At 74.7% G+C, this 26199-nt stretch carries 26 protein-coding genes; 17 read left to right on the top strand and 9 right to left on the bottom strand.

The genetic code is table 11. The features are described 5' to 3' along the window. Window positions 1-21 precede the first annotated feature (21 nt). Both K4S16_RS38765 and K4S16_RS38760 read left to right on the top strand, forming a co-directional pair. Window positions 22-1056: a CdaR family transcriptional regulator gene (locus tag K4S16_RS38765; RefSeq protein ID WP_149264082.1), complete on the top strand. Its 1035-nt coding sequence runs from the start codon at window positions 22-24 to the stop codon at window positions 1054-1056. A 73-nt stretch (window positions 1057-1129) separates the two neighbouring features. Then, window positions 1130-2191: an SDR family oxidoreductase gene (locus tag K4S16_RS38760; protein ID WP_149264081.1), complete on the top strand. Its 1062-nt coding sequence runs from the start codon at window positions 1130-1132 to the stop codon at window positions 2189-2191. Between the two features lie 3 nt (window positions 2192-2194). Here the strand turns inward: K4S16_RS38760 and K4S16_RS38755 are convergent, their stop codons facing one another. Then, a complete protein-coding gene (locus K4S16_RS38755; protein ID WP_149264080.1) occupies window positions 2195-2956 on the bottom strand; it encodes an IclR family transcriptional regulator in 762 nt (253 codons plus the stop codon). Window positions 2957-3063: 107 nt separating this feature from the next. Here K4S16_RS38755 and hutH point away from each other — a divergent pair, with 107 nt between their 5' ends. From hutH to K4S16_RS38690, 13 genes are all read left to right on the top strand, one after another. Beyond that, the gene (hutH, locus tag K4S16_RS38750) at window positions 3064-4608 is read left to right on the top strand and encodes a histidine ammonia-lyase (protein WP_149264079.1); all 1545 of its coding nucleotides are present in this window, start codon (window positions 3064-3066) and stop codon (window positions 4606-4608) included. Between the two features lie 11 nt (window positions 4609-4619). Further along, complete coding sequence (gene hutU / locus K4S16_RS38745) at window positions 4620-6275, top strand: urocanate hydratase (RefSeq protein WP_149264078.1); 1656 nt, start codon at window positions 4620-4622, stop codon at window positions 6273-6275. A gap of 14 nt (window positions 6276-6289) precedes the next feature. Then, window positions 6290-7489 (top strand): allantoate amidohydrolase, encoded by a 1200-nt coding sequence (locus K4S16_RS38740; RefSeq protein ID WP_200842379.1) that lies wholly within the window; start codon window positions 6290-6292, stop codon window positions 7487-7489. A 10-nt stretch (window positions 7490-7499) separates the two neighbouring features. Next, window positions 7500-8870, top strand: coding sequence for a formimidoylglutamate deiminase (locus tag K4S16_RS38735; RefSeq protein ID WP_149264077.1), 1371 nt, complete (start codon window positions 7500-7502; stop codon window positions 8868-8870). Between the two features lie 76 nt (window positions 8871-8946). Then, complete coding sequence (locus K4S16_RS38730; protein ID WP_149264076.1) at window positions 8947-11685, top strand: AAA family ATPase; 2739 nt, start codon at window positions 8947-8949, stop codon at window positions 11683-11685. Window positions 11686-11870: 185 nt separating this feature from the next. Next, the gene (locus tag K4S16_RS38725; protein ID WP_149264075.1) at window positions 11871-12458 is read left to right on the top strand and encodes a MauE/DoxX family redox-associated membrane protein; all 588 of its coding nucleotides are present in this window, start codon (window positions 11871-11873) and stop codon (window positions 12456-12458) included. Continuing rightward, window positions 12458-12985, top strand: a complete 528-nt coding sequence (locus K4S16_RS38720; protein ID WP_149264074.1) for a hypothetical protein — start codon at window positions 12458-12460, stop codon at window positions 12983-12985. The genes K4S16_RS38725 and K4S16_RS38720 overlap by 1 nt, the downstream gene beginning before the upstream one ends. Continuing rightward, window positions 12982-13281 carry a hypothetical protein gene (locus tag K4S16_RS38715; RefSeq protein WP_149264073.1) on the top strand — a complete coding sequence of 100 codons (300 nt, stop codon included), beginning with the start codon at window positions 12982-12984 and terminating at the stop codon, window positions 13279-13281. The genes K4S16_RS38720 and K4S16_RS38715 overlap by 4 nt, the downstream gene beginning before the upstream one ends. A gap of 82 nt (window positions 13282-13363) precedes the next feature. Continuing rightward, window positions 13364-13939 (top strand): hypothetical protein, encoded by a 576-nt coding sequence (locus K4S16_RS38710; RefSeq protein WP_149264072.1) that lies wholly within the window; start codon window positions 13364-13366, stop codon window positions 13937-13939. Next, window positions 13858-14439, top strand: a complete 582-nt coding sequence (locus tag K4S16_RS38705; RefSeq protein WP_160161172.1) for a hypothetical protein — start codon at window positions 13858-13860, stop codon at window positions 14437-14439. The genes K4S16_RS38710 and K4S16_RS38705 overlap by 82 nt, the downstream gene beginning before the upstream one ends. Beyond that, window positions 14426-14593, top strand: coding sequence for a hypothetical protein (locus tag K4S16_RS38700; RefSeq protein ID WP_160161171.1), 168 nt, complete (start codon window positions 14426-14428; stop codon window positions 14591-14593). Before K4S16_RS38705 ends, K4S16_RS38700 begins: the two co-directional genes overlap by 14 nt. A gap of 85 nt (window positions 14594-14678) precedes the next feature. Next, window positions 14679-15887 (top strand): imidazolonepropionase, encoded by a 1209-nt coding sequence (hutI, locus tag K4S16_RS38695; RefSeq protein WP_235037363.1) that lies wholly within the window; start codon window positions 14679-14681, stop codon window positions 15885-15887. A gap of 20 nt (window positions 15888-15907) precedes the next feature. Then, complete coding sequence (locus K4S16_RS38690; protein WP_149264069.1) at window positions 15908-16444, top strand: bacterioferritin; 537 nt, start codon at window positions 15908-15910, stop codon at window positions 16442-16444. A 16-nt stretch (window positions 16445-16460) separates the two neighbouring features. On the opposite strand, the gene K4S16_RS38685 is transcribed toward K4S16_RS38690, so the two are convergent. From K4S16_RS38685 to K4S16_RS38675, 3 genes are all read right to left on the bottom strand, one after another. Then, entirely contained in the window at window positions 16461-16952 is a 492-nt protein-coding gene (locus tag K4S16_RS38685; RefSeq protein WP_149264203.1) for a flavin reductase family protein, read from the bottom strand. Further along, window positions 16937-18640: a signal peptide peptidase SppA gene (sppA, locus tag K4S16_RS38680; protein WP_149264068.1), complete on the bottom strand. Its 1704-nt coding sequence runs from the start codon at window positions 18638-18640 to the stop codon at window positions 16937-16939. The genes K4S16_RS38685 and sppA overlap by 16 nt, the downstream gene beginning before the upstream one ends. A gap of 91 nt (window positions 18641-18731) precedes the next feature. Continuing rightward, complete coding sequence (locus K4S16_RS38675) at window positions 18732-19220, bottom strand: PaaI family thioesterase (RefSeq protein WP_235037362.1); 489 nt, start codon at window positions 19218-19220, stop codon at window positions 18732-18734. Window positions 19221-19349: 129 nt separating this feature from the next. On the opposite strand from K4S16_RS38675, the gene K4S16_RS38670 reads away from it, so the two are divergent. Further along, window positions 19350-20207: an NUDIX domain-containing protein gene (locus K4S16_RS38670; protein WP_149264067.1), complete on the top strand. Its 858-nt coding sequence runs from the start codon at window positions 19350-19352 to the stop codon at window positions 20205-20207. On the opposite strand, the gene K4S16_RS38665 is transcribed toward K4S16_RS38670, so the two are convergent. The 3 genes from K4S16_RS38665 to K4S16_RS38655 all read right to left on the bottom strand — a co-directional run bounded on the left by K4S16_RS38665 (window position 20204) and on the right by K4S16_RS38655 (window position 23402). Continuing rightward, window positions 20204-20554, bottom strand: a complete 351-nt coding sequence (locus K4S16_RS38665) for an ACT domain-containing protein (protein WP_149264066.1) — start codon at window positions 20552-20554, stop codon at window positions 20204-20206. The genes K4S16_RS38670 and K4S16_RS38665 overlap by 4 nt on opposite strands. Window positions 20555-20563: 9 nt before the next feature. Then, window positions 20564-22798 (bottom strand): 1,4-alpha-glucan branching protein GlgB, encoded by a 2235-nt coding sequence (glgB, locus tag K4S16_RS38660; protein ID WP_149264065.1) that lies wholly within the window; start codon window positions 22796-22798, stop codon window positions 20564-20566. Window positions 22799-23192: 394 nt separating this feature from the next. Continuing rightward, window positions 23193-23402 (bottom strand): hypothetical protein, encoded by a 210-nt coding sequence (locus tag K4S16_RS38655; protein ID WP_149264064.1) that lies wholly within the window; start codon window positions 23400-23402, stop codon window positions 23193-23195. Window positions 23403-23616: 214 nt separating this feature from the next. Between K4S16_RS38655 and K4S16_RS38650 the strand changes: the two genes are divergently transcribed. Next, a complete protein-coding gene (locus K4S16_RS38650) occupies window positions 23617-24384 on the top strand; it encodes a GntR family transcriptional regulator (RefSeq protein WP_235037361.1) in 768 nt (255 codons plus the stop codon). A gap of 75 nt (window positions 24385-24459) precedes the next feature. On the opposite strand, the gene K4S16_RS38645 is transcribed toward K4S16_RS38650, so the two are convergent. After that, window positions 24460-25944, bottom strand: a complete 1485-nt coding sequence (locus K4S16_RS38645) for an aminoglycoside phosphotransferase (RefSeq protein WP_149264063.1) — start codon at window positions 25942-25944, stop codon at window positions 24460-24462. Between the two features lie 2 nt (window positions 25945-25946). After that, window positions 25947-26199 (bottom strand): alpha-glucosidase C-terminal domain-containing protein (locus K4S16_RS38640; protein WP_200842369.1); only part of this gene is annotated, 253 nt, incomplete at its 5' end.

Raw genomic sequence — 26199 nt, 5'->3', positions numbered from 1 at the left:
CCGGCGCTTATCCTCGTGCCCATGGAGGCCCTGGTCGAACGGTTGTCCGGATTGGACCCGCAGGTCGACGGCGTGATCCGCGTCGTCATGTTCTACGACACGCTGATGCGACGGCGGGTCGACCTGCCGGCGCTCGCCCGTGCCTCGGCGGGCCTGGCCGAGTGCGTCGCCGGGATCCGGCTGCACAGCACGGGGCGGGTGATCCGCGTCGCCCCCGACGGCGCGAACGCCTCCGGCCCACCGGCGCCCGCGTCCACCACGGCGCCGGTCGTCCTGGACGAGGAGGAGATCGGCACGGTCTGGCTGGAACGCCCCGGACCGCCCGGCCCGCTCGACGAGGCGGTCCTGGACCGCCTCGCCATCGCCGCCGCCGCGGTCTTCGAGAGGTACGGCCCGGAACGCACCACCATGGCCGACCCCGCCCTGGTCGAGCTGGTGATCAGCCCCGGCGCCGACGAGGCGGCCAGGGCCCGGGCGCTGCGGCTGCTGGGCTTCGCCGCCGACCTGCCCGTCCGCGTCGCCGCCGTCCGGTCGCCGCTTCCCCTCGACCGGATCGGGACCCTGGTCTGCCCGGGCCGGCCGGTGAAGGCGGCACCGGTCGCCGACGTCGGCGTCATCCTGGCGACCACCCTCGACGCGGCCCGGTTCCCGGCGGGCGTGCGCGCGGGCATCGGCGTCGCGGAGCGACCCGACCACGCCTGGCGCGAAGCCCGTACCGCCTTGCGCTTCGCCGGCACGCGCGAACCCGTCGTCCGCTACGAGGACCTGGGAGCGCTGGCCCTGCTCGCGCAGATTCCTCCCGGGTCCGTGCGCGACAACCCCGACGTGGCCGCGATCGCCGGGCTGGCCGGCAACCCGGACGAGCTGAACACCCTGGACGCCTACTGCGCCACCGGCTCCCTGCGCCAGGCCGCCGACCGGCTCCACCTGCACCACAGCAGCGTCGCCCGGCGGCTCGACCAGCTGGCGAAGACGCTCGGCATCGACCTCACCGAACCGGCGGGACTCACCCGCGCCAGGCTCGCCCTCACCATGTGGCGCCTCCTCGACGACTGATCCTCTTCGGCCGGGGAGTCGGTTCAGCGGGCGCGGCTGGACAAAAATAGGTAGACCGGTCTAGTTTGTCGCCATGGCGTTCAGTGCGAGCGAGACCGGCGGTGCCTTGGTCTTCGGGGCTACGGGGTTCATCGGGCGATGGCTGGTGGCGGAGCTGCTGGGCCGGGGGCGGACGGTCGCCGTGGCCGTGCGGGGCGGAGCCGACCGCGGTGAGGAGCTGCGTGGATGGCTGCGGGAGCACGGGGTCGACGCGCGGGGGCTCGTGGTCGTGGACGCCGACATCACCCGACCGGGTCTGGGGCTGGGCGAGGGCGATCGCGAGCGGCTGGAAGGCGTGCGGGACGTCTTCAACGCCGCCGCCCTCTTCCGGTTCGGGTTGGGACGCGAGGAGGCTAGGCGCGCGAACGTCGACGGTGCCGTGAACGTCGTGCGGTGGGCCGCAGGCCTTCCTCGGCTGCGGCGGCTCGTCCATGTGTCCGGGTATCGGGTGGCCTCCGCCGGCACGCTCACCTATCCGGCGGCGGCGAAGGAGTTGGACGCGCTGTACCGGCGGCTGGGCGCCTACGAGGCGTCGAAGCTCGAAGGGGACGCGGCGGTACGGGCCGTCTCGGAAGAGGAAGGCGCTCCTCTCACCGCGGTGCATCCGGCGACCGTGATCGGGCATTCGGTCACCGGTGAGGCCGGGCAGTACATCGGACTGGCCGAGCTGGTCCGGGACCTCTGGGCGGGGCGCCTGCCCGCGCTGGCCGGGTCGCGGCGCACGTTCGTCCCCGTGGTCACCGTCGATCACCTGGCGCGCTTCATGGCCGCCGTCCCCGAGTACGACGAGGGGCCGTACCGCGCCCACCGGGTCCTGGACGGCGCCACGCCGAACCTGCACGAGCTGGTCGGGCTGCTGGCGCGGCACCTGGGCGTGCGCCCTCCCAGGATGATGCTGCCGGTCGGGCTGGTGCGGCGGCTGCCGCGCGCGCTCACCGGCGTCGAACCCGAGACGCTCTCCTTCCTGTCCGAGGAGCGGTACGACACGTCCTCGGCCGACGTGCTGGCCAAGGAGGCCGGGCTGAGCCATCCGCCCGTGGAGGACGCGCTGCGCCGCTGGGCCGATCGGCTGGTCGCCGACCGTTTCGGGAGCTAGCGGTCAGGTCGGGGGGCGGCCCGTGAGCCGGGTGGTCAGGGCGGCGGCCGTGGCGCGGACGTGGTCCGCCAGGGCGGGCCACGCGGGTTCCGGGTGGTCCTCGCGGCGGAACGTCACCGTGATCGCGGCGGTGGGATGGCCGGTGTGGTCGAAGGCGCAGGCGGCGATGCTGGCGAAGCCCTCGGTGATGTGGCCGTCCTCGACCGCCCAGCCCCGGCGGGCGTCCTCGGCGAGGATGCGGCGCAGGTCGCTCAGGGACGACGGGCCGCGACCGGTGCGGTCCACGAAGCGGCCGGGGAACAGGGCCCTGACCTGCGCGGGCGGCAGGTAGGCCAGGATCGACCGGCCGCTGGCGGTGAGCTGGGCGGGCATCCGGACGCCCACGTCGGTGACCAGGGTGGCGTGCCGGGGCGGCTGCTCCTTCAGCAGGTAGAGGGTCTCGGCGCCGTGCAGGACGCCGAGCTGCGCGATCTCGCCCACGCGGTCGACCAGGCGGCGCAGCAGGGGGCGTGCCAGGCGCTCCAGGGGCTCGTGGCGCAGGTAGGCGGAGCCGATCTCGAAGGCGGCGACGCCGAGGCCCCAGCGGCGCTCCTCGGGGATGTAGGTGACGAAGCCGTCCTCGGCCATCGCGGTGAGCAGGTGGTAGGCGCTGGAGCGCGGCAGGTCGAGGGAGCGGGCGATCGCCGAGGCGGGCAGGGGGCCGGGAGCGCCCGCCAGGAGGCGCAGCACCGCGAGCGCGCGGCGGGCGGCCGGGACCTGGCTCATGCTCCGATTGTCTCGTATACGAGACACAGAGCGCGGTCCGGGGCTGGGGCGGAGGCCCCGGAGGCGCTCCAATGGTGGGTATGGGTTTGGTGGGTAGGGGGTTTGGCATGGGGGACGCAGGCGTCGAGGTCGGGCCGGAACCGCTGGCGTTCGATCAGGTCGTGGCGGTCGCGCGGGACGGTGCGGAGGTGGCGCTGTCCGACGGGGCGCTCAAGCTGATCGGTGAGGCGCGGGCCCACATCGAGGAGCTGTCGGCCCGTCCGACGCCGGTCTACGGCGTCTCGACGGGCTTCGGAGCGCTCGCCACCCGGCACATCGCGCCCGAGATGCGGGCGCAGCTCCAGCTGAACATCGTCCGGTCGCACGCGGCGGGGTCGGGGGCCGAGGTCGAGCGGGAGGTCGTCCGGGCGCTGATGCTGCTCAGGCTCCGGACGCTCGCCACGGGACGGACCGGCGTCCAGCCCGTCACCGCCGGGACCCTGGCCGAGCTGCTCAACGCGGGCATCACCCCGCAGGTCTTCGAGTACGGGAGCCTCGGCTGCTCCGGCGACCTCGCGCCGCTCGCCCACGTGGCCCTGGCGCTGATCGGCGAGGGGTCGGTCCGGGATGCCTCCGGCGAGCTGAGGCCGGCGGCCGACGCCCTGCGGGACGCGGGCATCACGCCGGTCAAGCTCGGCGCCAAGGAGGGGCTCGCCCTCCTGAACGGCACGGACGGGATGCTCGGCATGCTCGTCCTCGCCATCCACGACCTGCGGAGGCTGCTCACCGCCGCCGACGTCGCCGCCGCGATGAGCGTCGAGGCGCTGCTCGGCACCGACCGCGTCTTCGCCGCCGACCTGCAGAACCTGCGGCCCCATCCCGGCCAGGCCGCGTCGGCCGCGAACCTGCGGGCGCTGCTGGCCGCCTCGGAGATCATGGAGTCGCACCGCGGGCCCGACTGCACCCGCGTGCAGGACGCCTACTCGCTGCGCTGCGCCCCGCAGGTGAACGGCGCCGCCCGCGACACCCTCGCGCACGCCGAACTCGTGGCGGGACGGGAGCTGGCGTCCGCCGTCGACAACCCCGTCGTCCTCCCGGACGGGCGGGTCGAGTCCAACGGCAACTTCCACGGCGCCCCGATCGCGTACGTGCTGGACTTCCTCGCGGTCCCGGCCGCCGACGTCGCCTCGATGTCGGAGCGCCGCACCGACCGGATGCTCGACAAGGGACGCTCCGCCGGGCTGCCCGCCTTCCTCGCCGACGACCCGGGCGTCGACTCCGGCCACATGATCGCCCAGTACACGCAGGCCGCGATCGTGTCGGAGCTGAAGCGCCTCGCCGTCCCCGCGAGCGCCGACTCGATCCCGAGCTCGGCCATGCAGGAGGACCACGTCTCGATGGGGTGGAGCGCGGCCCGCAAGCTGCGCCGCGCCGTGGACGGGCTCGCCCAGGTGGTCGCCGTCGAGATCCTCACCGCCGCGCGGGCGCTGGAGCTGCGCACCCCGCTGCGGCCCGGCCCGGCCACCGCCGCCGTGGTCGCCGAGCTGCGCGAGGCGGTCCCGCCGCCCGGCCCGGACCGCTACCTCGCCCCCGAGATCGCCGCCGCGACCGCGCTGGTCCGGGACGGCTCACTGGTCGCCGCCGCCGAGGCCGTCACCGGCCCGCTGTCCTGAAGGAGTCGTACATGTCCGGTCCCCGTCCCGTCCGCGCCCCGCGCGGCACCTCGCTGACCGCCACCAAGGGCTGGCCGCAGGAGGCCGCCCTGCGCATGATCCAGAACAACCTCGACCCCGAGGTCGCCGAGCACCCCGACGAGCTGGTCGTCTACGGCGGGTCCGGGAAGGCGGCCCGGAACTGGGACGCCTTCGACGGCATCATCCGGTCGCTGTCCGACCTGGAGGGGGACGAGACGCTGCTCGTCCAGTCCGGCAAGCCGGTCGGGATCTTCCGGACGCACGAGTGGGCGCCGCGCGTGCTGATCGCGAACTCCAACCTCGTCCCGCAGTGGGCGACGTGGGAGGAGTTCCGCCGCCTTGAGTCGCTCGGCCTGACGATGTTCGGGCAGATGACCGCCGGGTCGTGGATCTACATCGGGACGCAGGGGATCCTCCAGGGAACCTACGAGACGTTCGCCGCCGTCGCCGAGAAGCGGTTCGGCGGCACCCTCGCCGGGACGATCACGCTCACCGCCGGGCTCGGCGGGATGGGCGGCGCGCAGCCCCTCGCCGTCACGATGAACGGCGGCGTCGCGATCTGCGTCGAGTGCGACCCGTCCCGGATCGAGCGCCGGGTGGCGCACCGGTACTGCGACGTGCAGGCGGGTTCGCTGGACGAGGCGCTCCGGCTCGCGGAGGAGGCCAAGGCCGAGCGCCGGCCGCTGTCGATCGCGGTGCTGGGCAACGCCGCCGACATCGTCCCCGAACTGCTGCGGCGCGGCGCCCCGATCGACATCGTCACCGACCAGACCAGCGCGCACGACCCGCTGATGTACCTGCCGAGCGGCGTCGCGTTCGAGGACATGGCCGCCGAGCGCGACAAGGACCGGGACGGCTTCATCGCCAAGGCCCGCACCTCGATGGCCGCGCACGTCGAGGCCATGGTCGGCTTCCAGGACGCGGGCGCCGAGGTGTTCGACTACGGCAACTCCATCCGCGGTGAGGCGCAGCTCGCGGGCTACACGCGCGCGTTCGAGTTCCCCGGGTTCGTGCCCGCCTACATCCGGCCGCTGTTCTGCGAGGGCAAGGGGCCGTTCCGGTGGGCGGCGCTGTCGGGCGACCCGAAGGACATCGCCCGCACCGACAAGGCGATCCTCGACCTGTTCCCCGACAACGAGCCGCTGAGCCGGTGGATCCGGATGGCGGGGGAGAAGGTCCATTTCCAGGGCCTGCCGTCGCGGATCTGCTGGCTCGGCTACGGCGAGCGCGACAAGGCGGGCGAGGTGTTCAACGACCTCGTCGCGCGCGGCGAGATCAGCGCCCCGATCGTGCTCGGCCGCGACCACCTCGACTGCGGCTCGGTCGCCAGCCCGTACCGGGAGACCGAGGGCATGAAGGACGGGTCCGACGCGATCGCCGACTGGCCGCTGCTGAACGCCATGCTCAACACCGCCTCCGGCGCGACGTGGGTCTCCATCCACCACGGTGGCGGGGTCGGCATCGGCCGGTCCATCCACGCCGGGCAGGTCTGCGTCGCCGACGGGACGGCCCTCGCCGGGGAGAAGCTCCAGCGCGTCCTGACCAACGACCCGGGCACCGGCGTCATGCGGCACGTCGACGCCGGCTACGAGCGGGCCGCCGAGGTCGCCGACGAGCGCGGGCTGCGCATCCCGATGCGGTCGTGAGGGGCGGTCCGGTCGTGGGCTTCGAGGAGATGTGGGCGGAGCTGCTGCCGGTCGGCCGGGACGCGGCGACCGGCGGCTACCACCGGTTCGCGTGGACGCCGCCCGAGCTGGAGTGCCGCGCCTGGTTCGCGGGCGAGGCGCGCCGCCGCGGCCTCGACCTCGAACACGACCCCAACGGGAACATGGTCGCCTGGTGGTACCCGGAGGACGGGACCCGCGCGGACGCCGTCCTGACCGGCAGCCATCTCGACTCCGTGCCCGGCGGGGGAGCGTTCGACGGGCCGCTCGGCATCGTGTCGGCGTTCGCGGCGGTCGACCTGCTCCGCGAGCGCGGCGTCCGGCCCGCCCGTCCGATCGGCGTCGGGGCGTTCGCCGAGGAGGAGGGCGCCCGGTTCGGGGTGGCCTGCCTCGGCTCCCGGCTGCTGGCCGGCGCGATCGACCCGGACCGGGCGCGCGGCCTCACCGACGCCGACGGGCACACCTTCGCCGAGGTGGTGCACAACGCCGGGCTCGACCCGCACGCGATCGGCCCCGACGAGGACCTCCTCGGGCGGATCGGCTGCTACGTCGAGCTCCACGTCGAGCAGGGCCGTGCGCTGGAGGAGCCGGTCGGCGTCGCGAGTGCGATCGTGCCGCACGGCCGGTGGCGGTTCGGCTTCGCGGGCGAGGGCAACCACGCCGGGACGACCGGGCTGCCCGACCGGCGCGACCCGATGCTGCCGTTCGCGCACATGGTCATCGCCGCGCGGGAGGCCGCCGAGCGCAACGGGACCGTCGCGACGGTCGGGAAGGTCCGGGTGGAGCCGAACGGCGTCAACGCGATCCCGTCGGCCGTCACCGCCTGGCTCGACGCCCGGGGCCCCGCCGACGACGCCGTCCGCCGGACGGTGAAGGAGGTCGACGAGGCCGCGCGGGTCGCGGCGCGCCCGCACCGGGTGAGCGTCGACCTCGCCGAGGAGTCCTACACCGAGATCGTCGACTTCAACCTGGCGCTGCGCGACCGCGTCCGCGCGGTGCTCGGCGGCGTGCCCGTCCTGCCGACCGGCGCCGGGCACGACGCGGGCGTCCTGTCGGCCCGGCTGCCGACCGCGATGCTGTTCGTGCGGAACCCGACCGGGGTGTCGCACGCGCCCGAGGAGTTCGCCGAGCCGGCCGACTGCCTGGCCGGGGTCGAGGCCCTCGCCGCGGTACTGGACGACCTGGCGCGCGGGTAGGGATTCCGATATGCAGTGGCATGCCCAGTTCGCCTGGCTAGGCGACGGCGTCGCGCCCGACGTGCTCATCGAGGCCGACGGCGAGCGGATCACACGCATCACCCCCGGAGTCCCGGCGGCGCCGGGCGCCCAGCGCCTTCCCGGCCTCACCCTGCCGGGCCTCGCCAACGCCCACTCCCACGCGTTCCACCGCGCGCTGCGCTCCCGCGTCCAGGCGCACTCCGGGACGTTCTGGACGTGGCGCGAGCAGATGTACCAGGTCGCCGAACGGCTCGACCCGGGCTCCTACCGCGCCCTCGCCACGGCGGTGTTCGCCGAGATGGCCCTCGCCGGGATCAGCTGCGTCGGCGAGTTCCACTACCTGCACCACCGGCCGGGCGGCGCGCCCTACGGGGACCCGAACGCGATGGGCGAGGCGCTGATCGCCGCCGCGGCCGACGCGGGCATCCGGATCACCTTGCTCGACGCCTGCTACCTGACCGGCGGCATCGGCCGCCCGCTCGCCGGCCCGCAGCTGCGGTTCGGGGACGGCACCGCCGGGAACTGGGTGCGGCGCGTCGACACCCTGTACGAGCAGACCGGCAAGGCGGAGCGGCTCCATGCCCGCGTCGGCGCCGCGATCCACTCGGTCCGGGCCGTGCCGCGCGAGCAGCTGCACGCCGTCGCGTCGTGGGCGCGCGAGCACCGCGCCCCGCTGCACGTCCACCTGTCCGAGCAGCCCGCCGAGAACCGCGACTGCCTGGACGCCTACGGCATGACGCCGACGCGCCTGCTCGCCGAGGCCGGGGCGCTCGGCGCGCTCACCACCGCCGTGCACGCGACCCACCTCGCCGAGGAGGACATCGCCCTGCTCGGGACGACGATGACCGGCGTGTGCATGTGCCCGACCACCGAGCGGGACCTCGCCGACGGCATCGGCCCCGCCCGCGGCCTGGCGGACGCGGGCTCCCCGATCTGCCTCGGCTCCGACCAGCACGCCGTCGTCGACCTGTTCGAGGAGGCCCGCGCGGTCGAGCTGGACGAGCGGCTCCGCACCCGCGCCCGGGGCCACTGGACCGCAGGGGAACTGCTCGCCGCCGCGACGTCCAACGGCCACTACGGGCTCGGCTGGCCCGAGGCGGGACGGCTGGAACCCGGCGCCTACGCCGACCTCGTCACCGTCGCCCTCGACTCGGTCCGCACCGCGGGCGCCGCCCCGGACCACGCCGCCGAGGCCGCCGTCTTCGCCGCCACCGCCGCCGACGTGCGGCACGTCGTCGTCTCCGGCCGCCAGATCGTCCACGACGGCCGCCACCTGCTGGTCGAGGACGTGCCCGCCGCCCTGGCCGAGTCCATCGCCGCCGTCACCGCCGACCCGCCCCCGGACCCCGGAACCGGCTGAGCCTCGATTCCAGGACGGGAACCGGCCGCCCCCTTGCCTGCCGGCACGCGCCGTTTACGATCATGTAGTGGTCGATATGGGCACCCCTCCCATGTTGTACGGCAGGAGCGTCGAACAGGCGCGGATCGAACGGCTCATCGCGGGCGCGCGGACCGGGCGCGGCGGTGCCGCCGTCATCCGCGGCGCGCCGGGCATCGGCAAGACCGCGCTGCTCGACCACGCGGCGGACGCCGCGGACGGCACCCTGGCGCTGCGCTGCGCCGGATCCCCGTGCGAGGCGGGGCAGCCCTTCGCGGGCCTGGACCTCCTGCTGCGGCCCGTCCGGGACGGCTTCGACGCTCTCCCCGGCGCCGCCGCCGACCGCCTCCGCGCGCTGAGCGAGCCGTGCCCCGACGGGGAGGTGGACCTCGTCCCCGTCCGCCTCGCCTTCCTCGCCCTGCTGCGCCGGATCGCCGGCGAGCGCCCGGTGCTCTGCCTGGTCGACGACGCGCAGTGGCTGGACCCGGCCTCGGCGGACGTGCTGGCGTTCGCCGCACGCCGCCTGGCCGCGGAGCCGGTCGCCCTGCTCGCGGCCGATCGCGGGGAGGAGACCTTCCGGTCGTCGGGGCTCCCGGACATCAGGCCGGACGCGCTGGAACCGCACGAGGCGGCCGCGCTGCTGCGCGACGGAGGCGGAGGGCTGAGCCCGCTCGCCGTGGAGCGCGTCGTCGCCGAAGCGGACGGCAACCCGCTCGCGCTGCGGCTCCTCGCCGGATGCCTCACCCCGGGCCAGCGCGCGGGGCGCATCAACCCGTTCACGTTCCACGACGGCACCCGCCCGATCCGCGGGCCCGTCCTGGACGAGGCGGCGGAGCGGCTCGACGCGCTGCCCGCCCGCACCCGGACCCTGCTGCTCGCGGCGGCGGCGGACGACGCCCGCGACGCCGCGCGGCTCGCGGCGGCCGCGTCCAGGCTCGGCGCGTCCGCCGCGGACCTGGCGCCCGCCGAACGCGCGGGCCTGGTCGAGGCGGCCGGGACGGCGGTGGCCTTCACGCACCCGCTCGTGCGGGCCGCCTCCTACCAGCACGCCACCGCGTCGGAGCGGCGCGCCGTCCATCGGGCGCTCGCGGACCGCGCCGGGCGCGAGGACCCCGAGGCGCGGGCCTGGCACCGGGCGGCCGCGGCCCTCGGACGCGGCGAGGACGTCGCGGCGGAGCTGGAGCGGGCGGGGGAGTGGTCCGGCGACCGGCGCGCCTACCTGTGCTACGCGCGGGCCGCCGAGCTGACCCCGGACGGCGGCGTCCGCGCCCACCGGCTCGCCGCGGCCGCGCGGTCGGCGAGCGAGGCGGGCCTGTTCGGCGCGGCGGCGGAGCTTGCGGCGCGGGCCGCCCCGCTCGCCGCCGACACGCTGACGCGCGCCGAGCTCGCACAGGTCGGCGCGGCGGTGGAGTTCGAGTGCGGCTCGCCGGGCCGGGCGGCGCGGACGCTGGTCGAGGGCGCCCTGCCGATCGTCCGCCGGGACCCGGCGGAGGCGCTGCTGATGCTGGCGGACGCCGTCCGGTGCGGATGGCACGCGGGCGATCCGGGGCTCGTGCGGGAGGCCGCGGACGCGCTGCGGGCCGTCCGGCCGCCCGGGCACTCGCCGGCGGCGGACCTGGCGCGGGCGGTCGCCGAGGCAGCGGGTCCGGCGGGCGGCGCCGGAGGCCTCGGCGGGCTGCTGGGCTCCCTGGCGGACGAACCCGGCCGCCGCCTCGCGGCCGCCTGCCTCGCCCTCGCGGACGGTGCGCACGAGGCCGCGTCCCGGTTCGCGCGGGACTGCCGCGACGCGGCCGGGCGGCTCCCCTACGCGCTGCAGGTCCTCGCCCACGCGCAGATCGACCGGGGACGCCACCGCGAGGCGCGCGAAGCCGCCGAGGAAGGGCTGCGGCTCGCGGGCGGGCGGCACCGCTCCGGCCACCTGAGCTGCCTCCTCGGCTGGCTGGCCGCCGTCGAGGGGGACGAGCGGCGCTGCGCGGACCTGGTCGCGGCCGGGACGGAGCACGCCCGCGCCGAGCGGATCACGCCGACCGTCTCCCTGGGGACCTGGGCGCTCGCCCTGCTCGACCTCGGGCACGGCCGCCACGACGAGGCGCTCGCACGCCTGGAGGACGTCCCGGAGAGCGCGCCGGAGGCGGGGCCGGTCGCGACCGTCGTCCGCCAGGCGTCCGACCGGGTGGAGGCCGCCGTGCGGTGCAGGCGGCCGGAACGGGCACGGCGGCCCCTCGCCCTGCTCGAAGACCGGGCCGCGAAGCATCCCTCGCCGACCGCGCTGGCGCTCCTGGAGCGTTGCCGGGGCCAGCTCGCGCCCCGGGACGAGGCAGAGCACCACTTCGCGCGCGCGGCGGAACTGCTGGGCCGGGAGGGCGGCAACACCTACGAACGAGCTCGGACGGAACTACTCTACGGCGAGTGGTTGAGGAGGGCGCGCCGCCGGGCCGAAGCCCACCGGCACCTGGCCCTGGCCGTGGAGCTGTTCACGACCGTGGACGCGCGGGTCTGGGCCGAACGCGCGAGGGCCGAACTCGGGGCCGCCGGGGTGGCCGGTCCCGCGGCGGGGGCGGACCGCGGTCCGGCGGGCGGCGGTCCGGGAGCCGGCGGCCTGACCCACCAGGAACTGCAGGTGGTGCGGTTGGCCGCCGCGGGCGCGACCAACCGGGAGATAGCGGCCCGGCTCTATCTCAGCCCGCGGACGGTCGGAAACCACCTCTACCGCGCGTATCCCAAGCTCGGCGTCAGGACCCGCGCGGAGCTTCGGCGGCTGGACTTCGGCGCGGGTTCCGGCCGCCCGGGCGAATGACACCCGGCGGGCGGCGCCTTCGCCGCCGTTCCGCCGCCGGTCATCCCCGGGAGTGCTCAACCGGAGCCCGCTCCTTGCTCAACCGGCGGCTCAACCGGGGCCGCCGGCCGCCGCCGAAGATGAGTCGTCCAGCCTCGTGATCTTGAGCCGGACGGCTGGTTAGCCTCCTCGGAGGAGGTGGCCGAATGGCGCCGGACGAATGGGCACTGACCGCCGCGGACGCGGCGGCGGCCGCGGTCCTCCTCAACTCCGGGCTCGCGAAGCTCGTGGTCCCCGGGCCGCTGCGCCGCGCGCTGGCCGAGCTGACGCCCGCCGCGGACCGCCCGGCGGCGGTGCGGGGGCTCGCCGCCGTCGAGATCGCCGCGGCGGTCGCGCTGATCGTCGGTCCCCTCCGCGTGCCCGCCGCCGTCCTGGCCTCGCTGCTCGGCCTGCTGTTCGCCGCGTTCGGCGTCCTCGGCCGGACCCGGCGGAGCACCGCCCCGTGCGGCTGCTTCGGGGCGTCGGCCGACCGCCCCCTCGGCTGGTCGAACGTGGCGGTCGGGCTGCTGCTCGCCGCCGTCCTGCCGCTCGCCGCGACCACCGCGACGCCCGCGGACCACACCGAGGGCGCCGTGCTGCTCGCCTCGACGGGCTCCCTGGCGCTCTGCCTCTCCGCCCACCGCGAGCTGATCCGGCAACGGCTGCTGAGCCGGATCCGCGCCGCGGCCCCGCCCGCCCCCGCCGCGGGGCGACCGCTCGACGCGAGTCCGCTCGCAGGAAGTGAGGCGCGCTGATGCTCATCGTGTTCGGCTTCGCGCTGCTGCTGCTGACCGCCGCCGTCGTGGTGCTCTTCGCCATGCTCGGCGAGCTCGCGACGCGGGTGCCCGATCCGGACGACCGCCCGGTCCCCGTCGTGCGGCCGCTGGACGGCACGAACATCGGCCGCGAGCCCGGCGAGTGGCCCGCGGGACTGCCCGACCGCGACGACGCCGTGATCCTCGTGCTGAGCACGGTCTGCGCGTCCTGCCAGACCATCGCCAAGCAGCTCGCCGCCGAGCCCGAGCACCTCGCCTGGGCGGAACTGGGCCTGGTGATATCGACCGGCGCCCGGGAGGGCGGCGAGGACTTCGTCACCGCCAACCGCCTCGGCTCCTACCGGCACCACGTGGACGAGGGCGGCGCCTGGACGCGGGCGGAGTTCGCCGTCGAGATCAGCCCGACCGCGCTCGTCTTCCGCGGCGGCCGGCTGGCCTCGGCCCACACCTTCAACGACGTCGCCGCGCTCCGCGACGCGGTGCGGAAGGAGATGGAGACCGCATGAGACGGTTCACGAGGCGCCGGTTCTTCTCCGGCGTCGGCGCCACCGGGCTGACCACCGCCGCCGTGATCTTCGGCGGGGCCGGGACGGCGCACGCCGCGAAGTACAAGTACTACTGCTGCAACCTCTGCAAGGCACCGTCCATCTCCATGACCACGTGCCGCTCCTACGAGGGCTACCTCTGGACGTGCTCGCCGCCTGACAACGGCTACCTCCACTGCACCTGCTGCGAGACGATCAACGCGGGGGCCTACTGCCCCTCGTCGATCAAGTCCGCCGCGGAATGCAAGTACAGCTGACGGGCGCGGGAACGTGACGGTCTGGGTGATCATCGGCGCCGTGGGAGCGGTGCTCCAGGTCCTGAGCCCTTGAGGCCGCTCCATGGCCGGGGTCGCCGGTCCCATGCTCCGCCGCAGCAGGCGCAGCGGCGCGAAGTTCCTGGCAGGGCTCGCCGTCGGCGGCGCCCTGGCGGGCCTCATGCTTGCGGTCCCCGCGTACGTGCTCGGCGTCCTCCTGCGCTCGGTGCTGCCCGAGCCGGTGAGGGTCTGGCTGGTGGTCGCGGCCGCCGTCGCGTTCGCGGTCGCCGACATGCTGAACCGGACCCCGCACGTGTGGCGGCAGGTGCCGCAGGAGCTCGTGCACAGGCTGCCTCCCGGGACGCTCGGCGTCACGTGGGGGTTCGACCTCGGGCTGCTGTTCACCACGCAGAAGACGACGTCTCTCATCTGGGCGGCCATGGGGGCGGTGGTGCTCCTGCGGCCGGACGTCGGCGCGGCGCTGCTCGTGGCGCTCTCCCTGATCGTCAGTGTGGCCGTCACCGCCTGGAGCATGAGCGACCGGGCGATGGGACTGCTCGGCAGCGGAAAGGATCACCGATGGGCGAGGACGCTGCGGCGGACGTCGGGAGCGGGCCTGCTGCTCGCGGCGGCGGCCTGGGCCCTGGCGTGGGCGGCCTGACCCCGGTCATCGAGCCGGACCCCGCGCTCGGGCAGGTCGTGGTGACCCGCTTCGAATGCGGCACGCTGCCCAAACTACTCGCCCTGATCGTCCTGCACGTCCGGGTGAAGCGGCAGGTGCGCCGCCACGCCCGCGGCCTGGTGGCGTCGCGCGCGGTCGTGCAGTGGCGGCGGCGCACCCTCCTCAGCGTCTCGCTGTGGGAGGACCTCCAGAGCATCTACTCGATGGGGAACGTGACCGCGCACGTCGGAGCGGCCGGCGTCCCCCACGCCCTGGGCGTCCGCACCGCGGCCGGGGTCTTCTGCTTCGCCGGCGACTGGCGCCGGGTGCTCTTCCAGAGCCCCCTGGAACCGAGATCGCCACTGCGTCCCCTGGAACCGCGTCCACTGGAGAGGAAGGACCGAGATGCCGCAACGGATCGAGCGCGGGCACGCCGTGCTGACGCCCCGGCAGGACGGACGGACCAAGGTCGAGGTCTGCGCCGCCGTGCGCGACGGTGAGCCGGACCGGGTCACCGCCGTCTTCTTCGCGGTGCCGCGGGTCCGCGTGGCCCCCGGGATCCGCTTCGCCTCCGGCGCGTCCGGCCGCTACACCCGGGAGGCCGTCGAGGTGCGGGCGGACGCCGCCGGCGTCCTGCACCTGACACGGATCTGACGCCCGGGCGCACCGGTGACCGGGCTCCGGCCCGCCGGTGCCGCGCGGTGGGGGATCCCGCGCCGCCGCGTGAGATCCTGCCCCGGTGAGCACGGTCATCCCCACGAGCAGGGGCAACTCCACGAGCACGGTCATCACCGACATCGGAGAGCTCGTCACCAACGATCCCGCCGCGGGCGGCGGCCTCGCCGTCGTCCGCGACGCCGCGCTGGTGATCGAGGACGGCGCGGTCGCGTGGACGGGGCCGTCCTCGTCCGCGCCCGCCGCCGACGAGTCGTTCGACGCCGCCGGGCGGGCGGTGCTGCCCGGCTTCGTGGACTCCCACGCCCACCTGGTCTTCGCCGGTGAGCGCGCCGAGGAGTTCGCGGCCCGGATGAGCGGCGAGAAGTACGCCGCGGGAGGCATCCGCACGACCGTCGAGCGCACCCGCGCCGCGTCCGACGACGAACTGCGCGCCAACGTGCGCCGCCTCGTCGGCGAGATGGCCCGGCAGGGCGTCACGACGGTCGAGTGCAAGTCCGGCTACGGCCTCACGGTCGAGCAGGAGGCGCGCGCCGTCCGGATCGCCGCCGAGTACGCCGACGAGGTGACCTACCTCGGCGCCCACGTCGTCCCCGCCGAGTACGCGGGCGACACCGCCGGGTACGCCCGCCTCGCCGCCACCGACATGCTCGCCGCCTGCGCTCCGCACGCGCGCTGGGTGGACGTCTTCTGCGAGGAGGGCGCCTTCGACGCCGACCAGGCCCGGGAGGTCCTCACGGCGGGCGTGAAGGCGGGCCTGCTGCCGCGCCTCCACGCGAACCAGCTCACGCAGGGGCCCGCCGTGCGGCTCGCCGTCGAGCTGGACGCCGCGTCCGCCGACCACTGCACGTTCCTCGGCGACGCCGACGTGGACGCGCTGGCGTCGTCCCGGACGGTCGCGACGCTCCTGCCCGGCGTCGAGTTCTCCACCCGCCAGCCCTACCCGGACGCGCGCCGCCTCCTGGACGCCGGGGCCACCGTCGCCCTCGCCACCGACTGCAACCCCGGATCCTGCTACAGCTCCAGCATGGCGTTCTGCATCGCCGTGGCCGTCCGCGACATGCACATGACGCCCGCCGAGGCCGTCTGGTCGGCGACCGCAGGCGGCGCCCGCGCCCTCCGCCGCACCGACGTGGGGCACCTGACGCCAGGCGCCCGGGCCGACGTCCACGTCCTCGACGCACCGTCCTACATCCACCTCGCCTACCGTCCCGGAGTGCCCCTCACACACGCCGTGTGGAAGCACGGGCGCCGGGTAAACGACTTCCAATAGTCGACTGTGGAGGCCCCTAGATGGCGGAGTTCCTGACGGACATCAAGACCCTGCGCGAGCGTGCTCGGCAGGAGATCGATAAAGGCCCGATCACCGAGGCGTACGGTGCGGACCTCGAGCGCGTGATCCAGGTCTGCAACGAGGCCCTGGCCACGGAGATCGTGTGCGTGCTGCGGTACAAGCGGCACTACTACACGGCCACCGGCATCCACGCCGAGACCGTCGCGAGCGAGTTCCTCCAGCACGCGGCCGAGGAGCAGCAGCACGCCGACATGCTGGCGGAGCGGATCGTCCAGCTCGGCGGCGAGCCCGACTTCTCCCCGGACACCCTCACCACCCGCGCGCACGCCGAGTACAACGCCAGCCTCGACCTGGTCGAGATGCTCAAGGAGGACCTGGTGGCGGAGCGGATCGCCATCGCGTCCTACACCGAGATCATCCAGTGGCTCGGCGACGGCGACCCCACCACCAAGCGCGTCTTCGAGCAGATCCTGGCGCAGGAGGAGGAGCACGCCGACGACCTGCGCGGCTTCCTGGAGCGCTTCCCGAAGGCGTAGGCCGCCGGGCCGGCGGCTAGACGGGCAGGTAGCGCCGGGCGACCCTCACCAAGGGGGGCCGCCCGGCGCTGACGTAGTCGGTCGAGAGGACCTCGGCGATGAAGAGGGTGTGGTCGCCCGCCTCGACGGTCTGCCGGGTCTCGCACTCCAGGGCGGAGACGCCCGCCTCGGGGACGAGGGCGCCGGAGTGCTCGCCGCGGTGGTGGGGCTCGCTCGCCAGCAGGATGCGGGCGCTCGGACGTCCCTCGGCGGCGAACCTGCCCGCCAGGGCGCGCTGGGCCGAGGACAGGACCGTCGCGGCCCAGCGCGGGCGCCGCCCCAGCACCTCCGTGAGGTAGGACGAGGTCGTCACGCTCGCCACGACCATCGGCGGTTCCAGCGACACCGACATGAACGAGGTGACCGTGGTGCCGAGGTCGTCGCGGCCGTCGCGGACGGTCAGCACGGCGACGCCCGTGGCGAAGCCCGCGACGGCCTCGACGAACTCGCCGCTCAGCGGATCTCCCAGGAGCCGGGCAGGGTGAGCGGGCCGGCGGCGGGCAGGCCGAGGCGCGCGGCGAGGCCGCCGAGGGAGCCCCAGCCGTCGAAGCGCGCGGCCGCGGCGGCGCGGTCCTCGCTGGACTCCGGCGGACGCAGCCGCTCCAGCGGCGAGGTGTGCGGGTAGAGCCGGACCGGGGCGTCGGAGGCCAGGCCCGCCTTCTTGCGGGCGATGTCGAGGGCCAGGTCGATGCCGCCCAGCTCGTCGACGAGGCCGCGCTCCCGGGCGTCCGCGCCCGTCCAGACCCGGCCGCGGGCCAGTTCGTGGACGCGCTCGCGGGTCAGGTCGCGGCCCTCGGCGACCTTCGCGGTGAAGTCGTCGTAGATCCGGTCGAGGGAGGCGTTGACCCGCTCCCACTCGGAGTCGCTGAAGTCCTTGGTGGCGCTGAACATGCGGGCGTGGTCGCCGTCGGCGACGGAGCCGAGGCCGATGCCGACCCGCTCCAGCAGGTCGTTCACCACGGCCTTGCCGACCACGACGCCGATCGAGCCGGTGATGGTGCCGGGCTGCGCGACGATCGTGTCGGCGGCCATCGCGACGTAGTAGCCGCCGGACGCCGCGACGTTGCCCATGGACACGACGACGGGCTTGCCGGCGCGGCGGGCGAGCACGACCTCGCGCCAGATCGCGTCGGACGCGACGGCGGAGCCGCCCGGGCTGTTGACGCGGAACACGATCGCCTTGACCCGCTCGTCCTTCACCGCGGCGCGGAACGCGGCGCCGACCGTGTCCGAGCCCATCGCGGGGCCGGAGTTCGGGAGCGGGCCGCCCCGGCCGCTGCGGCCGAGCCGGATCGGGCCCTGACCGTTGATGTAGGCGACGACGTCCTGCTTGCCGGGCTGCGGGAGGCGGCCCGCGAGGCCGTGCGCGCGGTTGTAGCGGGAGACGAAGCGCAGCTGCGCCTCCTCGCCGAACCGCTCGCGCAGGCCGCCGTAGACCTCGTCGCGGTAGGCGAGGCCGTCGACGAGGCCCGCCTCCAGCGCCTCGGCCGCCAGCAGCGGGCCGCGGTCGGTGAGCTCGCGGACCTCGTCCTCCGGCAGGCCGCGGGCGGCGGCGATCCCGGCGGTGATCTGCTCGCCGAGCGAGGTGACGAGGCGCTGCGACGACTCCTCGTGCTCGGGCGTGTAGGTCTTCTCCATGAACGTGTTCGCCATGGTCTTGTACTCGTAGCGCTTGGCGAAGCGCGGCTGGACGCCCGCCTTCTCCAGCGCGCCGGCGAAGAACGGCTCCTCCAGCGCGACGCCGGTGAGCCCGACCTCGCCGGTGGGCTGGAGGTAGACCTTGTCGAACCCGGTGGCCAGGTAGAACGGGACGGTGCCGCGGCCCCCCTCGCCGAACGTCTCGGCCCAGGCGACGGTGAGCTTGCCCGCGTCCCGCAGCCCCTGGACGGCCTCGCGCAGCTCCTGGGCGAGCGCCAGCCCGATGGTGCCGGTGACCTTCACGACGAGGGCGCGCACCCGGCTGTCGGAGCGGGCGCGGCGCAGCCCGTCCAGGACGTCGCGCAGGCTCGTCCGGCGCATGGACAGGATGGCCGAGACGGGGTCGGACGGCGCGGTCTCGACGATGCCCTCGGTGAGGTCCAGTTCGAGGATCAGCGGGGCCGTCCGCCGGTCGCGGGCCTGTTTGATCACGTTGACGACTGTGCCTGGATCCACCATGGGCCCAGCCTATGTGCTCTCCCGCCACCGTTCCGGGTGTCCCCGGCCGGTGCCCGTCTGCCGGAAGGGGGAGTGCGCGGCGGGGGAGGGGTCAGCGGGCGAACGCCTTGTTGGGGATGACGCTGGCCGAGGCCTGGGCGACCGGGCGGCCGTGCCCGTCGGCGACCACGGCGTTGGAGACCATGCGGGTGCCGCCGGGGTGCACGCACGTCCCGGTCACCGTGTAGGTCTCGCCCGCCCGGACGCCGCGCAGGTAGTCGACGTTCAGGTTGAGCGTGAGCATCGGCATGAAGTGCTCGCCGGTGCTGCTCGCCGCGAGGCAGACCGCGTTGTCGAGGATCATCGCGATGTAGCCGCCGTGCACGGTGCCGCCGGGGTTGCAGAGCCGCTCGCCGGGCGTCCACCGGATGGAGACCCGGCCCGGTTCGGCGGAGGCGATGTCCTGCCCGATGTAGTCGTTGACGTCGGAGATCTGGGGGAACCGCCCGTCCGCCATCGCCTGGATCAGCTCGGCGCCCGACAGGGTGTTCCACAGGTCGGCCGCCTCGCGATGGGCCTCCGGGGTCGCCTCGACGCTCACACCACACTCCCTGATCACGATGACCTCCGAATGGTATTCGGCGAGCGGGGCGGGGTCGGGGCGAGGGCACTGTGCCCTTCGTCACGGGACCGGCCTGCACCGCGGGTCCGCGGCGCTATCGTCGGACGCATGGGAGACGGCGACGGCTGGGCCGCCTGCGAGCTGGGCCACACGCACTGGGGGCGGTTCGGCGCCGCGGGCCTGCTGGCCTACCACCGCGACTCCTCCGGCCAGGTGTGGTTGCTGCTCCAGCAGCGCGCGTGGTGGGGTCTCGGCGGCGGGACGTGGGGCATGTTCGGGGGCGCGCTCCACAGCCACGAGGACGTCGTCACCGGCGCGCTCCGCGAGACGTCCGAGGAGTGCACGCTCGACACGACGACGGTCGCCGTCCACGGGACCAGCGTCGAGGACCACGGCGGCTGGTCCTTCACCTCCATCGTGGGCTCGCTGCCCGAGCTCGCGCGGGTGCTGCCCGCGTCGCGGGAGACGCGCAGAGCCGAGTGGGTGCGCGCGGAAGAGGTCACCGACCGCAACCTGTTCGAGCCGTTCGCGCGCTCCTGGCCCCGCCTGCGCGACGCGATGCAGGAGCTCGTCCTCGTCGTGGACGCGGCGAACGTCGTCGGCGCCCGTGCCGACGGCTGGTGGAAGGACCGGGCGGGCGCGAACGCGCGGCTCCGCGACGACCTGAAGCGCCTGGACGGCGGCGTGCAGGGCCTGCCGAGCGGCCTCTTCCCCTACGACCGCTGCTTCCCGGAGGTCGTCCTCGTCGTCGAGGGAGCGGCGCGCGGCGTCGCCGACGAGCCCGCCGGCGGCCTGCGGGTCGTGGCCGCCCCCGGCAGCGGCGACGACACGATCGTGGACCTCGTCCGGCAGGGCCGTCCGGGGCAGGCCCACCTGGTGGTCACGGCCGACCGGGAGCTGCGCGCCCGCTGCGAGGCGGCGGGCGCCGCCGTCACCGGCCCCCGCTGGCTGCTCGAACGCCTCTAGGCCTCGACGCGGTGGCCGGCGTCGCGCAGCGCCCCGGCCGCCGCCTCCGACCGGTGCTCGGGGACGAGCACGAGGTCGGAGTGGTACGTCGAGACGACGAAGACGGACACGCCGGCCTCGGCCAGCGGCCCCACGATCCCGGCGAGCACGCCGGGCGTGTCGGGGCCGCCGTCCGGGTCGCCGTAGAAGCCGACCCAGCGCTCCGCCTCGGTGAACGGCGAGGCGTCCCGGATCACGGTGAGGCCCTCGGGGGCGCGGATGAGCGCGACCCACTCGTCGTCCTCGGGGAACGTCGCGTGCGGGAGGTGCTCCACCAGGAACTGTCCGGGGACGATGTGCAGGCGCATCCCGTCACCCTATTCAGGGACGAGCCACACCGCTCCCAGGGGCGGGACGCGCATCTGCGCGGACGCGGGCAGCCCGTGCCACGGCTCCGGGACGGCCTCGACGCTGCCGAGGTTGCCGACGCCGCTGCCGCCGTACTCGTAGGCGTCGGTGTTGACCAGCTCGCGCCACCGGCCCGCCTCGGGCAGGCCGAGCCGGTAGTTCTCGTGCGGGCTCCCGGCGAAGTTGACGACGCACGCGACGACGGGCGGTTCGCCGCCCTCCCGGGCCGGCGTCCCGTAGCGCAGGTAGGACAGGGTGTTGCCGCCCGCGTCGTTGCCGTCGATCCAGCGGAACCCCTCGGGGTCGCTGTCGCGCGTCCACAGCGCCGGCTTCGACCGGTAGGCGAGGTTCAGGTCGCGGACGAGCTTCTGCAGCCCGAGGTGGTTGGCGCCCTCGGCGGCGTTCTCCAGCAGCCACCAGTCCAGCGGCCGCTCCTCCGCCCATTCGGCGCCCTGCCCGAACTCCTGGCCCATGAACAGCAGCTGCTTGCCGGGGTGCGACCACATGTAGGCCAGCAGCGCGCGGAGCCCCGCGAACTGCTGCCATGAGTCGCCCGGCATCTTGCTCAGCAGCGAGCCCTTGCCGTGGACGACCTCGTCGTGCGACAGCGGCAGGACGTAGTTCTCAGAGAACGCGTACACCAGCGAGAACGTGATCTCGTTGTGGTGGTAGTGCCGGAACACCGGCTCGTGGCGCAGGTATTCGAGCGTGTCGTGCATCCAGCCCATGTTCCACTTGAACCCGAACCCGAGCCCGCCGAGATGGGTCGGCCGGGACACCCCGGGCCACGCCGTCGACTCCTCCGCGATCGTCACGACGCCGGGGTTGCGCTTGTAGACCGTCGCGTTCATCTCCTGGAGGAAGGAGATGGCCTCCAGGTTCTCCCGCCCGCCGTAGATGTTGGGCGTCCACTCGCCTTCCTTGCGCGAGTAGTCGAGGTACAGCATCGAGGCGACGGCGTCCACGCGCAGCCCGTCGATGTGGAACTCCTCCAGCCAGAACGACGCGTTCGCCACCAGGAAGTTGCGGACCTCGGCGCGCCCGAAGTTGAACACGAGCGTGCCCCAGTCGGGGTGCTCGCCGCGCTTCGGATCCTCGTGCTCGTAGAGGGCGGTGCCGTCGAACCGGGCCAGCGCCCACTCGTCCTTGGGGAAGTGGGCGGGCACCCAGTCCATGATGACGCCGATACCGGCCTGGTGGAGGCGGTCGATGAGGTAGCGGAAGTCGTCGGGGTCGCCGAACCGCGCGGTGGGCGCGTAGTAGGAGGTGACCTGGTAGCCCCAGGACGGGCCGTAGGGGTGCTCGGTCACCGGCAGCAGCTCCACGTGCGTGAAGCCCATGTCGCTGACGTACTGCGTCAGCTCGTCCGCCAGCTCCTTGTAGCCGAGCCCGGGGCGCCACGACCCGAGGTGCACCTCGTAGGCGCTCATGGGTTCGTGCAGCCAGTCGTGGTCCTTGCGCGAGTCCATCCACGCGCCGTCCTCCCACTCGTAGGAGGATGTGAACACGCGGGACGCCGTCGCGGGCGGCCGCTCGGTGGCCTGCGCCATCGGGTCGGCCTTGGTGCGCCACACGCCGTCCGCGCCGAGGATCTCGTACTTGTAGCAGACGCCGTCGCCGACGCCCGGGACGAACAGCTCCCAGACGCCGGTGGAGCCGAGCGACCGCATCGGGTGCGCGCGGCCGTCCCAGTGGTTGAAGTCGCCGACCACGCGCACGCCCCGCGCCGTGGGCGCCCACACCGCGAAGCCCGTCCCGGTCACGGTGCCGAACGCGGAGGCGTAGGAGCGGACGCGGGCGCCGAGCGCGCGCCACAGCTCCTCGTGCCGCCCCTCGCCGATCAGGTGCAGGTCGAGTTCGCCGAGCGTCGGCAGATGCCGGTAGGAGTCGTCCTGGATCGACTCGGCGCCGTCCCCGTAGGTGACGGCGAGCCGGTAGTCGGGGACGGCGAGGGGCGCCTTGTCCGCGCCGGCGCCCGCGAGCGACGTCCCGGCGGGCAGCGTTCCGGTGAACAGCCCCTGGTGGAAGTGCCGGAGCGGATGCCGGTCGCCGTTCGGGAGCACAACCTCGACCTTCTCGGCGAGCGGGCGCAACGCCCGCACCGTCACCCCGTCCCGTCCGGGATGCGCCCCGAGGACACCGTGCGGATCATGGTGGTCGCCGCCGACGAGCCTGTCGATCTCCGCGCGCGTCACCCGTGCCATGACGTCATGGCCTCCCGTCCCTGAGCCGTTTTATCCCAATGAGGGTGCCCCGAGAAGCGGCGCTCTCACATGCCCGGCCCACCTGTTTTCGCGAGCCGGCGCCCACCTGCGGGTGCCGCTCGGACGCGGGTGCCGCCGGGTACGGGTGTGGTCGCCTGTGCGGGTGTTGCGACCGCACGGCCGGCACGACTCTTCGTCGTGGGGTCGCGCCGAATGCGCCGACCGTGCGGCCACGTCTACCTCGCCCCAGGGGTGACGCCGACCCCACCGCCCAGGGCTCCATTCCTGTGTCACCTCAGCGCCACAGGTACCTTCCGTACCGGAATGTCCCAGCCCGGCCCGCCCCCGCTCGCGGGCCGGGCGGCCCCGCCTCCCCTGCCTTCCGTCACCGGTCTCAGGACTCCCCGCGCCTCTGGTCGAGCAGCGTCCGGCGGAGCCCCTCCGCGTCGTCCGCGGCCACCGTCATCGCACATCCCGCCTGGAGTTGGGCGTCGGTGAGGTCGCCGCTGCGGGTCGCGTACCAGCGTCCCGCGTCGCTGCGCCACACCTGCCAACCCGGAAACTCTCCCTCGATGGCCGCCTTCAGATCCTCGAAGTCGCCCATCAAGGTCGTCCCTTCCCCGGGGCCGCGCTTCTGTATACAAAAGTCTTACTCGGCCTGAGAGGTGTCAAGCTGTCCGTAAGCGGACCGTGCCCCCGCGGATAGCGCCCGGAAGGTATGGATGACAGGAGGGACGCGCAGGATCGAACGCGGCGTCGAACGCTGTCCGAACGCCGCGGCAGGCCCGAGGCCCGGGGGTGCGCCCGAGGAGAGGGAGGTGACGCCGGTGCCGGACCGTCCCGCCTACCTGCGCATCGCCGACACCCTGCGAGAGGGGATCCGGGACGGCAGCCTTCCGCCGGGGACGCGGCTGCCGACCATCGCCGAGCTGTGCGGCGCCCACGGCGTCTCGGAGATCGTCGTGCGGCAGGCGGTCGCGCTGCTGCGCGGGGAGGGGCTGGTGGAGACCCGCCGCGGCGGCGGCACGATCGTCCGGGTCGTCCCGCCTGCGCGGCGCGTGGCGATGGACCGCTACCGCGCGGTGAGCGAGCCGATGGCGGTGCCCGAGACCACGTTCACCCGCGACCAGAAGATCACCTGGGAGGAGTACCGGCTCGACCGCGAGTTCTCCCGCGTCCGGGCCGACGACGACCTGGGCGCGCTGTTCGAGCTGCCGTCCGGCACCGAGCTGCTGCGCCGCCGGTTCGTCTTCTACGCCCGCGAGGAGCCGCAGCAGATCTCCGTGAACTACCTGCCGTGGGACGTGGTCGGCGACACGCCCGTCGCCGACCCGGCGCGCGAGCCCTGGCCCGGCGGGACGCTCGCGCAGCTGGCCTACCTCGGGCACCCGCCGATCCGGGTCGAGGAGGCCGTCCGCTCCCGCATGCCGACCCCCGAGGAGGCCGAGACCCTGCGCATGACGGGCGGGGTGCCGGTGCTCGCCATCACCCGCCGGATGCTGTCGCGCGCCGGCGTCATGGAGGTCTGCCGCGACATCGTGCTGCCCGCCGACCGGGTCGTCCTGGACTACTCCATCGACCTGTGACGCGGCCCGTGAGGAGGCCCATGGCACGACATGCGGCGCGGCGCGATCCGCGGAGCGCGCGCGGTCCCGGCCCGGTCAGCCCGCGAGCCGGGCCAGGGACCGCAGCGGCACGGGGAGCCACGACGGCCGGTTCCGCGCCTCGTAGCGGATCTCGTAGACCGCCTTGTCGAACTCGAACGCCCGCACCAGCGACGCGTGCTCGGCCGGGTCGGGCCCGCCCGCGGCGGCGTAGCCGGCGCAGAACGCCGCCCGGTTCCGCTCGGCCCACGCCTGGGCGCGCAGCTCCAGCGCGTCCGCCGCCTGCTGCGGCAGGTCCGTGTCCCTGACCAGCAGGAACCGCGCGGCGTACTCGAACGAGCGGAGCATCCCGGCGACGTCGCGCAGCGGGTGCGCGGGCGCCCGGCGCTCGGCGGGCGCGCGGGCCGGCTCGCCCTCGAAGTCGAGCAGCATCCACCCGGAGTCGGTCCGCAGGACCTGGCCGAGGTGGTAGTCGCCGTGCACGCGCTGGAACGGCAGCGGCACCGCCTCGGCGGCGACCCGGTCGAACACCTCGCGGATCGCGGGCGCGTACGGGCGCAGCTGCGGGACGGCGGCGGCGACCTGGTCGAGCTGCTCGTGCATCGCGAAGACGATCTCCCGCACCAGCTCGGGCGGCGCCTGCGTCACGCCGAACGCGGCGGCGAGGTCGCGGTGCACCTCGGCGGTGGCCGCGCCGAGCCGCTCGGCCTCGGCGGCGAAGTCGCCGCCGGCCGCCCCGGGGTCCTCGGCGGCCGCACCGGCGTCGTCAGCGGCGAACGCGGGCGGCGGTCCCGGCGGCGCCGGCTGCGCGAACCAGTCGCGGACGCTGGTGAGCGCGAGCTGCCAGCCGTCCGTCGCGGTGCGCAGGAACTCCGACAGCAGCGCGAGCGTGGCCGGCTCGCCCTCGCCGGACTCCGTGCCCGCGGCCCCCAGCGCGCCCGGTGCCAGCTCGATCCAGCCGTGCACGCTCGGGATGTGCTCGGAGCCCCGCCGCGAGAGCGCGAGGTTGACCTCCAGGTCGGGGCTGACGCCGGGGGACAGGCGGCGGAACAGCTTGCAGATGTAGGCGTCGCCGAAGATCAGCGAGGTGTTGCTCTGCTCGGCCGGGATCGGCGTGCCGTCCAGGTCCGTGCGGATGCCGGTGCCGGGCGCGCGGCGGAAGGTCAGCGGCCCGACCGTCCGCTCGTCCGCCATGAGGCCGAGCAGCGGGCGCGTCAGCTCGGTGTCGTGCGCGGCGTCGTAGACGTAGCCGGTGATCCCCTGCTCGGGGTCGTCCAGCCGCCCGATCGCGACCGGCGCCAGATGCTCGGGCAGGTCGCGGCGGACGCCGAGGAGGAGCTGGTAGTAGTCGGTGGCGCCGTCCTGGCGGACGTCGATGACGAGGTGGTGCAGGGCGGGGTCGCCGGGGCGGAGCTCGGTGGCGGTGCCGATGGCGAGCTCGTGGATGGGGCCGTCCTTGCCGCCGAACCAGCGCTGCCGGGGCAGCCAGCCGGACAGGAGCCGGACGAGGGAGTCGTCGGTCGGCAGATCGGACGGCGCCACGGTCACATCACTCCCTCTCCCTGCTCCTGCTCGTCCGGCGGCGGCGGAAGCAGGAACCAGTAGAAGCCGTGGCCCGGCAGGGTCAGCAGGTAGGGCAGCTCGCCGATGGCCGGGAACTGCACGCCGCCCATGCACTCGATCGGGGACGAGCCCCGGAAACGCCGCAGGTCGAGTTCCACGGGCTGCGGGAACCGCGAGAGGTTGTTCACGCACAGGACGGTGTTCGTGCCGCCCCACTGGTTGGCGTCCCCGCCG

The sequence above is a fragment of the Actinomadura sp. K4S16 genome (assembly GCF_008327685.1).
In the GTDB taxonomy this organism is placed as follows: domain Bacteria; phylum Actinomycetota; class Actinomycetes; order Streptosporangiales; family Streptosporangiaceae; genus Spirillospora.
Note: the sequence above shows the minus strand (reverse complement) of the source record. Positions and strands in the feature narration are given on the sequence as shown.

What these genes read in the sequence shown, in the direction of transcription:
- K4S16_RS38760 (WP_149264081.1), top strand. Translation starts at nt 1,130, where the DNA reads ATGGCGTTCAGTGCGAGCGAGACCGGCGGTGCCTTGGTCTTCGGGGCT.
- K4S16_RS38690 (WP_149264069.1), top strand. Translation starts at nt 15,908, where the DNA reads ATGGCGGAGTTCCTGACGGACATCAAGACCCTGCGCGAGCGTGCTCGG.
- K4S16_RS38720 (WP_149264074.1), top strand. Translation starts at nt 12,458, where the DNA reads ATGCTCATCGTGTTCGGCTTCGCGCTGCTGCTGCTGACCGCCGCCGTC.
- K4S16_RS38710 (WP_149264072.1), top strand. Translation starts at nt 13,364, where the DNA reads ATGGCCGGGGTCGCCGGTCCCATGCTCCGCCGCAGCAGGCGCAGCGGC.
- K4S16_RS38655 (WP_149264064.1), bottom strand. Translation starts at nt 23,402, where the DNA reads ATGGGCGACTTCGAGGATCTGAAGGCGGCCATCGAGGGAGAGTTTCCG.
- K4S16_RS38730 (WP_149264076.1), top strand. Translation starts at nt 8,947, where the DNA reads ATGGGCACCCCTCCCATGTTGTACGGCAGGAGCGTCGAACAGGCGCGG.
- K4S16_RS38765 (WP_149264082.1), top strand. Translation starts at nt 22, where the DNA reads ATGGAGGCCCTGGTCGAACGGTTGTCCGGATTGGACCCGCAGGTCGAC.
- glgB (WP_149264065.1), bottom strand. Translation starts at nt 22,798, where the DNA reads ATGGCACGGGTGACGCGCGCGGAGATCGACAGGCTCGTCGGCGGCGAC.
- sppA (WP_149264068.1), bottom strand. Translation starts at nt 18,640, where the DNA reads ATGGTGGATCCAGGCACAGTCGTCAACGTGATCAAACAGGCCCGCGAC.
- K4S16_RS38755 (WP_149264080.1), bottom strand. Translation starts at nt 2,956, where the DNA reads ATGAGCCAGGTCCCGGCCGCCCGCCGCGCGCTCGCGGTGCTGCGCCTC.
- K4S16_RS38715 (WP_149264073.1), top strand. Translation starts at nt 12,982, where the DNA reads ATGAGACGGTTCACGAGGCGCCGGTTCTTCTCCGGCGTCGGCGCCACC.
- K4S16_RS38670 (WP_149264067.1), top strand. Translation starts at nt 19,350, where the DNA reads ATGGGAGACGGCGACGGCTGGGCCGCCTGCGAGCTGGGCCACACGCAC.
- K4S16_RS38735 (WP_149264077.1), top strand. Translation starts at nt 7,500, where the DNA reads ATGCAGTGGCATGCCCAGTTCGCCTGGCTAGGCGACGGCGTCGCGCCC.
- hutU (WP_149264078.1), top strand. Translation starts at nt 4,620, where the DNA reads ATGTCCGGTCCCCGTCCCGTCCGCGCCCCGCGCGGCACCTCGCTGACC.
- K4S16_RS38725 (WP_149264075.1), top strand. Translation starts at nt 11,871, where the DNA reads ATGGCGCCGGACGAATGGGCACTGACCGCCGCGGACGCGGCGGCGGCC.
- K4S16_RS38705 (WP_160161172.1), top strand. Translation starts at nt 13,858, where the DNA reads ATGGGCGAGGACGCTGCGGCGGACGTCGGGAGCGGGCCTGCTGCTCGC.
- K4S16_RS38665 (WP_149264066.1), bottom strand. Translation starts at nt 20,554, where the DNA reads ATGCGCCTGCACATCGTCCCCGGACAGTTCCTGGTGGAGCACCTCCCG.
- hutH (WP_149264079.1), top strand. Translation starts at nt 3,064, where the DNA reads ATGGGGGACGCAGGCGTCGAGGTCGGGCCGGAACCGCTGGCGTTCGAT.